Annotated in this window: 11 protein-coding genes; 2 read left to right on the forward strand and 9 right to left on the reverse strand. The window is 59.6% G+C overall.

The features are described from left to right. Positions 1-4: 4 nt before the first annotated feature. Positions 5-1,666, reverse strand: a complete 1,662-nt coding sequence (locus tag NKH21_RS01365; RefSeq protein ID WP_352862804.1) for a GMC family oxidoreductase — start codon at positions 1,664-1,666, stop codon at positions 5-7. 202 nt (positions 1,667-1,868) lie between these two features. On the opposite strand from NKH21_RS01365, the gene NKH21_RS01370 reads away from it, so the two are divergent. Together NKH21_RS01370 and NKH21_RS01375 are read left to right on the forward strand one after the other, a co-directional pair. Further along, positions 1,869-2,030 carry a hypothetical protein gene (locus tag NKH21_RS01370; RefSeq protein ID WP_352862805.1) on the forward strand — a complete coding sequence of 54 codons (162 nt, stop codon included), beginning with the start codon at positions 1,869-1,871 and terminating at the stop codon, positions 2,028-2,030. 151 nt (positions 2,031-2,181) lie between these two features. Then, positions 2,182-3,096 (forward strand): right-handed parallel beta-helix repeat-containing protein, encoded by a 915-nt coding sequence (locus NKH21_RS01375; protein WP_352862806.1) that lies wholly within the window; start codon positions 2,182-2,184, stop codon positions 3,094-3,096. 29 nt (positions 3,097-3,125) lie between these two features. On the opposite strand, the gene NKH21_RS01380 is transcribed toward NKH21_RS01375, so the two are convergent. The 8 genes from NKH21_RS01380 to NKH21_RS01415 all read right to left on the reverse strand — a co-directional run bounded on the left by NKH21_RS01380 (position 3,126) and on the right by NKH21_RS01415 (position 13,061). Beyond that, entirely contained in the window at positions 3,126-3,530 is a 405-nt protein-coding gene (locus NKH21_RS01380; RefSeq protein ID WP_352862807.1) for a recombinase family protein, read from the reverse strand. Positions 3,531-3,633: 103 nt separating this feature from the next. Further along, positions 3,634-4,662: a glycosyltransferase family 4 protein gene (locus NKH21_RS01385; protein WP_352862808.1), complete on the reverse strand. Its 1,029-nt coding sequence runs from the start codon at positions 4,660-4,662 to the stop codon at positions 3,634-3,636. A gap of 285 nt (positions 4,663-4,947) precedes the next feature. Further along, positions 4,948-6,129 (reverse strand): glycosyltransferase family 4 protein, encoded by a 1,182-nt coding sequence (locus tag NKH21_RS01390; RefSeq protein WP_352862809.1) that lies wholly within the window; start codon positions 6,127-6,129, stop codon positions 4,948-4,950. 23 nt (positions 6,130-6,152) lie between these two features. Continuing rightward, entirely contained in the window at positions 6,153-7,451 is a 1,299-nt protein-coding gene (locus tag NKH21_RS01395; protein WP_352862810.1) for a polysaccharide biosynthesis/export family protein, read from the reverse strand. 267 nt (positions 7,452-7,718) lie between these two features. Beyond that, positions 7,719-9,059, reverse strand: a complete 1,341-nt coding sequence (locus NKH21_RS01400) for an O-antigen ligase family protein (RefSeq protein WP_352862811.1) — start codon at positions 9,057-9,059, stop codon at positions 7,719-7,721. Beyond that, a complete protein-coding gene (locus NKH21_RS01405; RefSeq protein WP_352862812.1) occupies positions 9,056-10,780 on the reverse strand; it encodes a GumC family protein in 1,725 nt (574 codons plus the stop codon). The genes NKH21_RS01400 and NKH21_RS01405 overlap by 4 nt, the downstream gene beginning before the upstream one ends. A 10-nt stretch (positions 10,781-10,790) precedes the next feature. Then, a complete protein-coding gene (locus NKH21_RS01410; RefSeq protein WP_352862813.1) occupies positions 10,791-12,110 on the reverse strand; it encodes an oligosaccharide flippase family protein in 1,320 nt (439 codons plus the stop codon). Positions 12,111-12,272: 162 nt separating this feature from the next. Beyond that, positions 12,273-13,061 (reverse strand): WecB/TagA/CpsF family glycosyltransferase, encoded by a 789-nt coding sequence (locus NKH21_RS01415; protein WP_352862814.1) that lies wholly within the window; start codon positions 13,059-13,061, stop codon positions 12,273-12,275. Position 13,062 lies beyond the last annotated feature (1 nt).

Here is a 13,062-nt window from a genome sequence, read left to right on the forward strand (position 1 = left end):
TCAACTATTCGGCCGCCACAGGTTGGCCCGGCGCATAGTGCCCCAGTGCCGGGAGGGGTTGCCGACCCAGGATCATGTCTGCTGCCTTTTCCGCGATCATAAAGACAGCGGCCGAAGTGTTGGCCGAGGGAACGGAGGGCATGATGGAAGCATCAACGACCCGCAGGCCCTCGAGGCCGTGGACGCGCAACTGGTCGTCCACGACAGATTCAACACTTTTGGATGGGCCCATCCGGCACGATCCGCACAAATGATAGGCTGTCAGCCCGGTTTCGCGGGCAAACTGCAGCCGGTCGGCGTCGTCCGTTATTTTCGGGCCGGGAAGCTCTTCCGTGCAGTTGTAGCGCCTGAGCTCGGGGGCCCTAAACAGCTGCTGCACAGTCTTCATGCCGTTGATGACGACCTGTCGGTCCTGATCATCGGCGAGATAGTTGGGCTGGATCAGCGGCGCTTGAGACGGATCTGCCGAGACCGCCCGAACATGTCCGATGCTCTTCGGCCGCAACTGATAATAGCCAAGCTTGATGACCGGAAACCGCCGCGCGCCGCCGTGATCGGTAAGATTGCCCAGGGCAAGGTCAAGCTGGATATCGGGGTTGGAGTGAAGATCCCGCGAGTTGGCGAACCCGTAGACGAGCGACGGGCTGACGGCGAGAAAGCTAGGGCGGCCCAGCATCCATTTCGCTGCCTCGCGCAGGAGGGCGAAGCCGTGTCCGCTGACCGTTTCGATGCCCTCCACCCGGGCGATCAGGTGGACTATGTAGTGGTCCTGAACATTTGCACCGACACCGGGCAATTCGTGCACAACCGGAATTCCAAGTCCGGAGAGAATACTCGCAGCACCCACGCCAGACAGCTGCAGCAGCTTTGGTGAGTTCGCCGCGCCAGCGGAGAGGATCACCTCTCGACGGGCCCTCACACAGCTCGTGGGATGACCCGGCCCTCCTCGTCCATATCGAACGCCGATGGCACGCTTTCCCTCGAACACGACGGCAGTGGCCTGCGCGTTCGTTCGGACGTCCAAGTTCTTCTTTCTGGCGATCGGTCGTAGGAAAGCCCGTGCTGCACTCACGCGCCATCCGTTATCGATATAGCGCTGATAGTAGCCCACACCGGCCTGGCTTGCTGCATTGTAGTCGGGATTACGCGGGATGCCGGCATTGACCGCGGCCTCGATGAATGCATCACATAGTGGATGTCGCCAATCGCAATCGGTAACTGGAAGCAGTCCGTCCGTCCCGCGGTAGAAGGGATCGCATGCCCCAAGCCTCCGCTCGGTTCTCTTGAAATAGGACAGCACGTCGGCGTAGCCCCAGCCTCGATTGCCCTCGTGGGCCCACTCGTCGAAGTCCGCAGCCGCGCCGCGGTTGTAGTTCATGCCGTTAATTGCGGTCGAACCGCCTAGTGTCTTGCCCTGCGACATCGGAATAGAACGGTTGGCCGTCCCCGGACTAGGCTCCGTTTCGAACTGCCAGGCATATTTCGGATTCGAGGATGTCTTGTAGAGTCCCGCCGGAATGTGCAGCAGGATGCTGCTGTCGGCCGGCCCCGCCTCGAGCAGGCAGACCATATTGGTCCCGTCAGCCGCCAGACGGTTGGCCAAGACGCAACCTCCCGCCCCGGCTCCGACGATCACATAGTCAAAGACGTCCCCTTCAACCGACATCGCCTCGCGCTCCGCTTGTTACCAGCTTCAAAGAATGGCAGGGAATCCGGCCGATGGCACTTTGCCCATCGGGGTTAAGCCTTATGAAGGGCTTCCGCGGCGGGCAGAATGGAGAGATGGTGTGTGGAGTGCTGTGCGTGCATCGGCCTGCCGCCGATGTGCATTCGGGAACCTGCGCCGCTGGCGCACAGGGGAAATGGGGATGCCTGACGACAACCTGGTCGAAGAAGCCGCCTTGCCGAGAGGCAGGGTCTATCTGCATCTCGTTGGCCATCTCGACGTCTCGGCACAAGCCGAGTCGACGTTTAGCACCCGAACTGGGCGGGCTGAAAGATTCCATGTCGCGCGGCCGGCAGTCTCTTGAACCCCGGCGCCTTAATCGGCGCCGTCTCCTTGCCGGGCTGCTAGCGCTGCCTGCCTCGGGTGCCGTCGGTGCAGCGGTGCCTCTGGCCCAGGGGCAATCGGACGATAAATGGTTCGGGGGTGCCGTCTCCCTTCCGCGTCCAAGCGGACCCGTGCTCACGCGCGCGGATGGGCAGATCATTGAAAATCTTGACATTTACGCCCCCTATGGCAACGGGATCACGGCACTCCATCAGGGTGTCATCGTCCGCAGCTGCCGCATTCGTCATGCCATGGGCAGCGGGATATACGCCCGCGGAGCCGCCGGAATACGCTTGCAAGATCTCGAGATCGATCATGTCGGCGCTCCCCCCTCGGTGACCGGGCCAAGTCGGAACCGCAACAACATAGAGCTGGAAAGCTGCCCGGATGCGATCATCATCCGTGTCAAGGCGTCCCGCGGCTCCTCCAATATCTATGTCTTCGAGTCTCCAGGCACCCAGATGAGCTTCCTCGAACTCCACGACGCGCGCGGGCCGTTCCCCCGTGGACAGAATGTGCAGTTCGACCGCTCTCCGGATACCAGCCTGGAAGAATTCTCGGCCGAGAACGGTCCCACCTCCTGGACCGAGGACAACATTTCGGCCTTTCACTCGGACCGCTGTACAATTCGACGTGGACTCGTCTTCTACAATAACAGCCCCACAGGCGTCGGCGTCATGCTGGAGGGAAGCTTCAATTGTCTGGTCGATGACGTCGATGCCGTTCAACAGGGCAACGGCGCCTTCTCGGCCGTTCCTCAGGGTAAGGTCGGCAGTGGCGGTTGTGCGTTCAACCGCTGCCGGAGCCGGGACACGTACAATGAGCCACGGGACGGCAGGGACGCCCCGACCTCCAACGGCCTGTCGTTCCATACGCGGATATCAGAAGGCGCTGAAAAGCACAGTGTTAGGGACTGCTGCGTCTACGCACTCGCCAATCCCGGCAACATCATCTGGCAAAGGGCGGCCGTGAATGCCGGTTGGTCCATCGAGCGCAAGCCATTTGAGCCCAGACCGGCATTGCGGCTCGCCTTCAACTGGCAGTGAGTAGAGTGCGCTGGTACGTCGAATCCGACTTACCGACGACGACGCCAAAAGAGAAGCAGGTCTAATAGCATTGAGCGCGACGGCGACATCCCAAGCGTCCAGAGAGGCGCCGATGCGAGAATCATGCGTCCGGTCGTCGTGCTCGTATCGATAGGTGTGTCGACGATGCGAAGACCGACATCCTTGCTGCCAAGCCTTTCGATGAGCGACAGCACTTCACGGGTTGTACGCGCAACACGGTACGGCTTCGTGACCGCAATCACGTCTCCTTTCCTGGCACATTCGATCGCCCTCTCCAGCTCCGGCGTCGAACCGAATATGCTAGTCTTCTCGCAAAAGTAGTTCTCGGCTCCCAAGCGGGCAAGATAAAGCTTTTGCGCTTCCAGTCTGGCAGCGGGTTCGAAGGTGTTGATACGACAGTAGCCGATGATCATCGCATTCTCCAATCGTAAGAAGCTTTCAGCGAGGCTCCAAGGTGCTCGACGAAGCCGCCGAATCTGGGAGCCTGAATGCTGCCGCGGCTCGGCAGTCCCTTTATCATCTCCCATATCCGGAGAGATCCGCGAGCTCGAGATATTGCTTTGCGATTCCCCGTGCATCGAACCGTCCCGCCCACTGGCGGGCACCTGTCGACAAGCGCGACCAAAGGTCATCATCGTCCAGCACCGCCTTTAGTGTTGCGGCCATCGCCTCGGGCTGTGGCTCGACCACTGCCCCATTCACCCCATCCGCCAGGAGATCCCGGCTGAGCCTTGAGGTCCCGACGATGGGTGTGCCGCTGGCGATCGCCTCCATCACCGTTGCCGAGCCGACAGGAACCGTATAACGCGTGGGGAAAGCGGCGACGCGAACGCGGCTGTGTAGCTCGCGAACGCATGCTCCCTCTGCCATGCCGAGAAGGACTACGCGCCCCCTTATCGGTTCAGAAAGAGCATCGACCGCCTCCTGCACCGGTCTTGTGATGTCACCTGTCACGTAGAGCCTTACAGATGCGTCATTGAGGGCGCCGAATGCCCGGATAGTAGCCTCCGGCACTTTGTACGGCGAGGTGCCGGCGTGAACGATTGCCCGCTCGCGCTCTGCCAGCCCGCGAGACGCATATGACTCGAGATCGATGCATTTGGGAATTTTCAGGATTTGGTCGCTTGGCAGCCCAAGATCTCGCACCAGTTCCTCCTGAAGCTCGGTCGTGGTGGCGACGACGTAATGGCAGCGCCGCATGCTCGCGCGTCGAATGGCTCGCCATTCTGGCGCAAGCGCCCCTTTCCGCCTCTCGAGATCGTGAACGACCTGGACGATCGTGCCACGCAGCGGCAGCGGCATCGTCTCGCTGTGGATGACAAGGTCCGGCCGGAACTGATTGATGATACCGATCGCCCGCAGCCATGCCGCGACTGAGGCCGGTCCGGTCAACGGCGTGCGGCTCAATCCGATTATCGGCAACTCGAGGCGAGGCGAAAGAAGTCGCTGGAATTTTGGGCGGCTTTCGAAGGTGCCGACCACAATCTGCACCTGGTGCCCCAGTTCGAGCAACGCCTGGGCAAGTGCCACAATGAAGATGCTCACGCCATCAGGTGAATCCAAAGGTTCGCGCCGGGTCAAGACAATGCGCATTCGATCAAACCGTCAAAAATAGCAGCCTGCGGGCGGCCGCTGCGTCCCGTTGCACCGTATCTCAGCAATGGAAGCAAATGAGGACCTCTCCGAAGTATGCGAGGCGGCAGGATCGATCCTCGGCGCCAATCGATAAACGACAAATGGGCAGTACCTCGGCCCGCCCTGCGCTCGTTGACGCGTGAAAGCTTGATCTGCCCTAAAGTCGTTTCCTGCCGGCGCATGTTCCGGCTCACCTCACGAGACTGCCGCGAAGGCCCGGATCGGGCGCCTCACCAGGGGTTCATAGATGGCCATCAAACGATTGAAGTTTGCTTCGGGCGTGTATTGCTCCTGATAGGCGGCATAGGCCCGGCTTGCCACTTCCTCCAAGGCAGATCGGTTTGAAAGCGCCCAGCGCACCTTATCGGCCAACGCGCCGGCATTGCCGACAGGAACGACAAGGCCGGTGACGTCCGGCTCCACGACCCCTTTGATCCACGGCAGCTTCGAGCAGATGACCGGCAGCCGGCTTGCGAAGGCCTCGATGACGGTCATGGGAAACAATTCACACCCTTTCGACGGAAAGAGCAGGAATGCTGCAGCCTGCATCTCCTTCAGCACCGTCTCGCGCGACTGACGCCCGAGATATTCCACCCGCTTGCCCGCAGATTGCTCGACGAGCGGAGCCAACGGCCCGTCGCCGATGATCCGTAACGGATAGTCGATCTTCTTCCACGCCTCGAGCAGCGTGGCCACTCCCTTGTGGTGCTCATCCAGTCGTCCGACGAACAGCCCTCCATTGCGACGAAGGTCACCGAATTTCGGCGGCCTGGCAACGGCATTCGGCTTGACGACGATACGTTCGGCCGGCAGGCCGCCTTCCACAAGCTTGTGCCTGGCCCAGTCGGTAAGGGCAATGAAGCGGTCGACCTTGCGGGACCAGGTGCCGGCTCTCTTGTGAAACTCGACCATTGCGGCAACGGCGAGCGTGCCCGCCAGGGAATTCCTGTAGACCTTCTTCGGAACGGTCCACCAGCAGGCGTGGCGCAGACTTCGCTCCCGAAGCCTCTCATCGGGATAAAGCAAGGCGCTGGGACAGAGAATCCTGAAATTGTGCAAGGTCATTACTGATGGCACGCCGGCCTCGCGGCACGCATCCAGGATAGAGGGGCTCAGGAGAGGAAAGAAATTGTGGATATGGACGATATCCGGTGAAAATTCCGCCAATTTTCGGGACAGGGCCCGCCGTGAATGAGGGTTGTATATAACCCCCAGGGCGGTAGAAATTCTCCGCGCGACGCGCACGATATCGTCATTTGTGGCGGAGAACAGCTCGACGTCGATCCCGTTCTGCTTGAGGCACGCGAACTCCTCCCGAACCACGCTGTCCTCTCCGGCTCTTATCTGGTAGAAATTATGAACCATCAAGACGCGCATTGCAGTCCCGCCCCGTCCGAATCTCAGTTCGGCACCCCGGACGGCCGGGGCGACGACGCGACGGCTCCGGAAAAGTCGACTTTTGGCAAAACGACCTCCACAACGTCGCCGGGCGCAAGCCCGAAATCTTCGCTGGCGGGGAGCGTCTCGGCGCCCTGCTCTCGCTTCCTATGGACTGAGATCTCGGGCCGACCCGCGGCTGTCAGCAAGGTGGATTGCCCTTGACCCGTAAGCGCCAGCTTCTGCGCAGTACCCTCAAGACGCGCCGATATCTGGGCCAGATTCATATAGGCCTCCTGTAGCTCTCCCAAGGCCGCGATTTGTCGTTCACTGTCGATCTTGTTCAACTGTCTGACATATTCGCCGCGCTGGCGCTCGATGTTCGATGCCTGGACGATCGTATCGAGCAGTTGGGTTGATGACATAAGCACCGCTCGACGGGCTTCAGATAGTCGCGTGGTCGGCGCCAGGCCCTTCTGAAACAGCGTCCTGACGCTCTCGTAGTCGTCGGTGTCGGCCTGGCTTCCCTCTTCGTCCTTCTTCTTCTTTTCAGACAGGAGCCCCAGCTGCAGGCTGGTGTCCTCCACAGCACGTCGCAGAAGCTCCTTGTCCTTTTCACTGTCTGACAGACGAGCTTCGATATGCGCCGTTGCCGTTTGCTTCAATCGTTCTGCGAGCGCCTCAGGCACCTGCCCGTTCTCGACATATTCGACTTCTTCGCCGAGTTCGGTGCGAAGGCGCCAAATGCGAGTCTGTTCCGTTGCGAATTGCGCCCATAGGGCTTTGTACTCGGAACGGAAATCGGCCGCTTCCATAAGCGGATTGGCGATGCGAACCTGGGCAGCGCTGTAGCCACCCGCAACCGCCACAGCCTGTCGGACGGTCATACCCGGCCGGAAGATGTACTCTCCCGGCTTGGCCACATCACCATAAACATAGATGGGCCGGTATTCGGCAAGCGAAACGAAGACCTGGTCGGTCTGGATAAACTGCGTTATTTCACGGCCGTCCTCGGCCCCCCGCCGATACTGTTTACTGGCGAGACTGTCAGCGATTATTGCCTGCGCTCGTTGAATGGAAAGGCCACTGACGTGAACCGCTCCAACCAGCGCTAAATTCACCTCGCCGTCCACTCCGATCAGCAATCGCTGCCTGAAATCCGGAATACCGGGGACTGATATTTCCAGCGTATCTCCGGGCTGTAGCGTGTAGTCGGCAAGTGCCGCTGTCGGAATCAGAGCGATAGCGCCAGCGAACGAAGCGAGGCGGGTCGAAGCCATGGTCATCGATAGCGCCGACAGCAAGAATCTCAACAGGTTCATGGGTCACCTAACGGGGTCCCCCGTATCTCTACGGGCGACGTAGCACGGGTTTCTCCGGCGCGGGCGAACCTGCGCAATGGACAGCCTATGCTACCAGAGGAGGCATGGCCGAGGCCGAGGAAAATGGCTGGTTCGCTGGCTCATTCGAGGCACTCCTCATGGAACCGGCACGGCTGTATGAGCGGGCAAATCAGCGGACGGCTCTCCTGCTCCTGCCGCGCCAAAATCGCACAACGCGATCCCTTCTACCGAGACAGATAGCCCGCCCTATGTCGGGTGGGCCGCATCCATGTTCGTTCCAATGTATGAACAAGCGCAATGCTGCGTTCGACCGAGTTCAACTGGAGGAAGTTCCACAGCCAAGGCCGGAACGCTGGCGCGAAGCGCGATCAAATAGCCGTATGAGAAAGCAATTCCCACAATCTGTAGAGGGCTCTCCAGGGCCGGATTGACGAACATGGCGAGGAAAATCGTGATGAAGACTGTGGACGCATGATTGCGAACACCGCGTGGCAGTCGATTTGGCGGGAAGGCGACCAAAATGGCAGACACGATCAAAATGAAACCAATGACCCCCGTCCGCAATATAGCCTGAAAGAACGAATTGTGAATTCCTGTCGAGAGTATCTCAAGCATTCTGGCATGCGTAATATTATGGGTGTCGGGAAGAAAGGTAATATCCTCGAATCCGGGAAACTCGTATCGCCATCGGACCGATTCCTTCCCAAATCCGATGCCAAACCCGTATGTATCCGCAACGGATGAGAGTGCGTCCGAAATGAACGCGAGTCTGATCCCGGAGTTCGGGTCCAGAGCAAAGGTTTGAGGTATGAAGTTCAACCCGACTGCATAGGCCGAAGTCAGTGCGGTCGCCAAAGCTGCGGCCATCAACCGGCCGGGCACGCCAATTAGAATGACGATCACCGTGACCGCAAGCACCTTGAACTGAGCCAAGGGGCTGGCGAGGGCTATTCCCAAAAGGAGCAAAATGCCGCTGTATCGGCGCCAGTCGTTCGTCAGAAAAATACCGCCTGCAATGAAAAACACGGCAATGACCATGTTGTTGATCAGCGCACCATAAAGAATCACTATCGCGGCTTGCCCAGATGCGCGCGGATAGTGCACGTCCTGCTGAAACATCACCGCCGGCGCGACAACGAGAGACAGGAACAGGAAAACGGGTGCACCAAAAAAGGCATTGCCGCTCATCAGCCTGCGGCGGAAATAAGCCTTGGACGCCCATGCGACGGCGAAGAATCCTACAATCGGGACGATTTGCCTTGTGACTGCTTCTTGAAGGAAGTGAACCTGCCAGGAATCCGGCATCAGCCCATATCTGGACAGCAGGGCAATGAAGAGGCAGAAGGCGGTGTAAACCGCGAGCAGACGAGGCGGCACCGTTTGCCGCAGCAAGGCATAGGCCAGACAGACACCGACCGGGACCACTATGAAGAAAAGGCCAAGCAGGCGCAGGGATATTGCGAGGGCGCAGGCCAGCCAAATGCCCGAGAGAAAGAGGGTGTAGTCGAGCACGTCAGGGGAATGGCTGCAAACGAGGTCGACCGGCTTTGAACCCTTCCTGCGTGACAATGTCGCTGGCGAGGTCATGACCTGTATTCGCGGTTAGAACTGAAAGCCGCACGGTTCATCCTGGTCAAAATTACTGTCGAGAGTTTCTCTGCAGGGATGATGCGCAGGATTCCCTTGAGGTGATCCGCGAAAGTGCGGCGTGCCTGCAGCACCAGGAGGACCTCGCTGATGACGCCCATGGCCGCTTCCAGATCAGCGGTGTGGTCGGTGCTGTGAAAATCAGCCACTATACAACTGTATTCTTGCTGCAGATGCTGGAGTGCAGCGGAGATGGAGAGCGAGGCATTCAACTCGGGGACTGACCCCGTAGGCCTGAGAACCAGAACTTCCAGCCCTTCCTGATCCGCGGGAATGGTGGCAAACGCCCTGGCGAGCTTGCGACCTGGCTCCGCATTCAGCATTGGCTTGTCCATTGATGGCTTTTGCCAATTCGCATCAACGAGCAGTGTCTTTTGCCCGGTCGCGGCAATGATCCTTGCGAGATGAGCCGCCACCGTGGAGCTTCCGGACTTGGCGAGGGGTGAAGCAACGCCGATCACAAATCCGCCTTGGTGGCCCTGAACTCCGCGCATACGGCTGGCAATCTTGCTCAGCGAACTGTGAAGCTCGGGAGCGTCCTTTGAGTAGACGCGCTGCAAAGACTGCTCGCATGGCCCCACAACATTCCACCTGCGGCGGGGAATTCTGCGTATCCCTACAATCCGATCAAGGCCGGTCGACCTGTGCACATCCTCGACCGTTATCAGGCGGTGGTTCATTACTTGCCTGATCAATGCGTGACCAACGCCGGCAACCCCACCGGCCATAACGGAGAGGGCTACCATCAGGGCCGTTGGCGGCCAACTGCGTTGGGGAGGTGGTTCGGCGGGCGTGATGACCCTTGCGCTCGGGATCAGCGACGAGGCGCTAAAATCGGAGTGGGTCCGCTGCAGAAGGGTACTGTAAAGCGCGCGATAAACCTCGGCCGCGCTCTGCTGCTCGCGAACAAGGGCTCTTGCCCTCTCCGCAGATTCAGGCTCCGGTGGAAGTTTCATCGGTGGTTCGGTCACAAACGCCTTTTCCCGAAGTTCAACCAGCCGCTTGTTCAGATCAGATGTTTCTTCCGCGCGAGCCGCCTGCCGGCGTTCGCGTTGATTTCCGATGTAACCTTCGGCGATCGCGTTCGCGAGCATGGCCGAGAACTGGGGATCGGAAGAGGTGACTCCGATCTCGACGGCGGTGGAGGAACCCATTTGACCAACGGAAAATGCGCGCCTCACAAGGTCCATCGCCTCATGCCTAATATTTGGCTGCGCCGTCGGCAGTTCGATACCGAAGAGAGACGCCAGTTGGCCCCGCACATAGCTGGAGATCCGGGTGCGGAAGCTGTCATCCGTCACAAACTCTTCGTCTTCCGCTAAGCCAGTGTGGTCAACAACGCGTCCGACGACCTCGTCCGACTGAATGACCTGTATCTGGCTCTCTACATAGACCCGCTCATCCGCCTGAGCTTCGCCCGGTTGCGGAGCGGGCGGAGATGAAAGGAGGATCGTTGCATAGGCGGTGTAGTATCCAGGCGAAAGGACTGTATACGCGCCGCCGACACCCAGGCCCACAACCATCCAGAGGAAGCAAAGGCGCCAACTGCGGCGAACAAATCTCAAGATGTCTTTCGCGGTCAGCTCGTCGCGATCCTTGGGTGGGATCGGCTGGTGAGGCGGCCCGGACGGCTGAACGACAAATTGATCGGTGGCGAACATACAGACTCTCCTATGACCGGAAATGATCGGCCTCGTGCTCCAACGGCGCGGATTGGGAGGCCGGGGAATATCCTCGCACCCGGCCTGCGTCGCAAGCGGCCGCCGTGCGAAGGACGGCCGCTCCGCCAATGAGGAAGAAGCCGCCTGAAACCACGAGCACAACGACTTCCTTCGCCACCAAGGCGTAAACAATGGCTTGCTCCGCCATGACGAAAGACAAAAAATATGCGGCCACCAGGAAGACTAGCAAACCGGATGCATTAAGGGCGGCCCATTCATTTTCATATTCGTAACTGAACATAAATATATTTGATGTGAATGTATTTATGTTCATTAGCAACGGTATGATTGCCATTGCGCGCACTATAGGAATTGCTCCTGAAAATTCGTCTCCAAATAGAATCAAAATTATATACGGAGCAACAAACAACATTCCAATACTCATCGCCGCCCCGCCTGCTACGGTGAATAGCGATCTCCTTATCAGTCGCACTCCAGCTGCCGGATCGACATGGGCGTAGTATGAAACTCTTGGTATGAAAGTATCCATAAGCAACTTGAAAAATACCCGCGCGGCTAACAGGAATTTTTCGGCGACAGAATATTGCCCGGCTGCGACATAACCTACGAAATGCTGGACAAGGGCGACAGGAAGGGTGACGAGGGCAGTCTCCACCGCTATGAAGAGGCATCCCTTCCAGCCATTGCGCAGCTGCATTCCAATCGTCGAAAGCGTCACGGACCTGAAGCCGCCGAGCCCAATCGGAAGGATGAAAGGTAAGCAGATGACGCCACTGATGATGGGAACTGCGCTCTGGATGGCAACGGCGAGTGCGACCTGGTCAGGTGATGCGACCATGGCGACGAAACAAACGAGCGCCAGAACGCGAGCAACAACCACCGCGACGGCCGCCTGCCAGGCGCGTTCCAGGCCGACGAAGAGCCAAGCCGGAAAAATAATGCCGCCGGCGGCCGAGAGCATTGCGCACAGGAATGTCGACCTACTGAGCGCCAGCACGTCCCCGGCCAGCACAAGGCCAACCAGGCATACAGCAACGAACAGCACCGCCTTGGTGGCCATGACCTGAGCAACCAGGGACGCGATCGCCGCCGGCTCGTATCGAAGGGAAGCAACCCTGCGTTGCGCGGTCCAATGAAATCCATAGGCCACGACGACGGCAGCGAGTTGCCCGATGGCGAGCGCATACGCGTAGCGCCCGAAACTCATGGGTCCGAGGACACGCCCGGCATAGGGCAAGATGATCAGCGGCTGCAGCACGTCGGTGACATGCAGGACAGCCAGACTGGCGGCCTGTTTGCTCAGAGTCATGGTAGCCTCCAGTCAGGTGCCTGTCGAGGCAATGCACACCCCACAGTCCAGATATGGCAGCGCCGCCTCCCCGCAGCAGCGCCAAAGAACAGCCGGCTGTGAATGAGTTGGCGCAGATCGGCAATACGGCGGTCCAAGTGTGCTCACTGGTCCCGCCTCCCTCTAACCGTCACGAAGTCTGCGCCTGGGAAGCAGCGATGCCTGCAGCAAAGCCAGGATGAACAGGCTGTTCGTCACGAGATACCTGCTCGCCAGCCGGCGGGGATCCTGGAAGAGCCGGTGCAGCCATTCCAGCCCGCTCTTCTGCATCCATTGCGGCGCCCGCTTGACGTCTCCGGCGTGGAAATCGAAAGCTGCTCCTACCCCCAACATGACCGCATTGACCCGGCCGCGATGCGCCTGCATCCAGCTTTCCTGCTTGGGACATCCGAGCCCCACCCACATGATCCTCGCACCGGACTTATTGATCATTCTGACCACTGCCTCATCCTCCTCGGCCGACAGAGGGCGCAGCGGAGGAGAGTAAGAGCCTACGATGTTTATGCCGGCAAACTCGGTTCGAATACACTGTTCGAGACGCTGGAGGGTGCCGGGGCTGCCGCCGTACAGGAACATTGCCGAGCCCAGTTCCGATGCCCTCCGGCAACAAATCCACATCAGGTCCGGTCCGGCGATGCGCGGCTGAGCCGCGTGTCCCTGCCGTCTCAGCATCCAGGCCACCGGTGCTCCATCGGGCGCGACAAGGTCGGCGCTATCCATCGCTTCGGCATGGGCGCGATTGCGGCGGGCGGTGACGACACTGTGGGCATTGCACAGGAAAACCGTTCGGCTCTCCCGCCGCAGGGCCCAGTCGAAGACGCAGTTGACTGCCTGCGCCAAGCCCAGGGCGTGCACCGGTACCCCAAGCACTTGCTCGCGCACTACTCCCTGATCGATCGCGAGCTCTGTCATG

Origin of the sequence: Mesorhizobium sp. M1329 (assembly GCF_040318035.1) — a bacterium.
GTDB lineage: Bacteria > Pseudomonadota > Alphaproteobacteria > Rhizobiales > Rhizobiaceae > Mesorhizobium.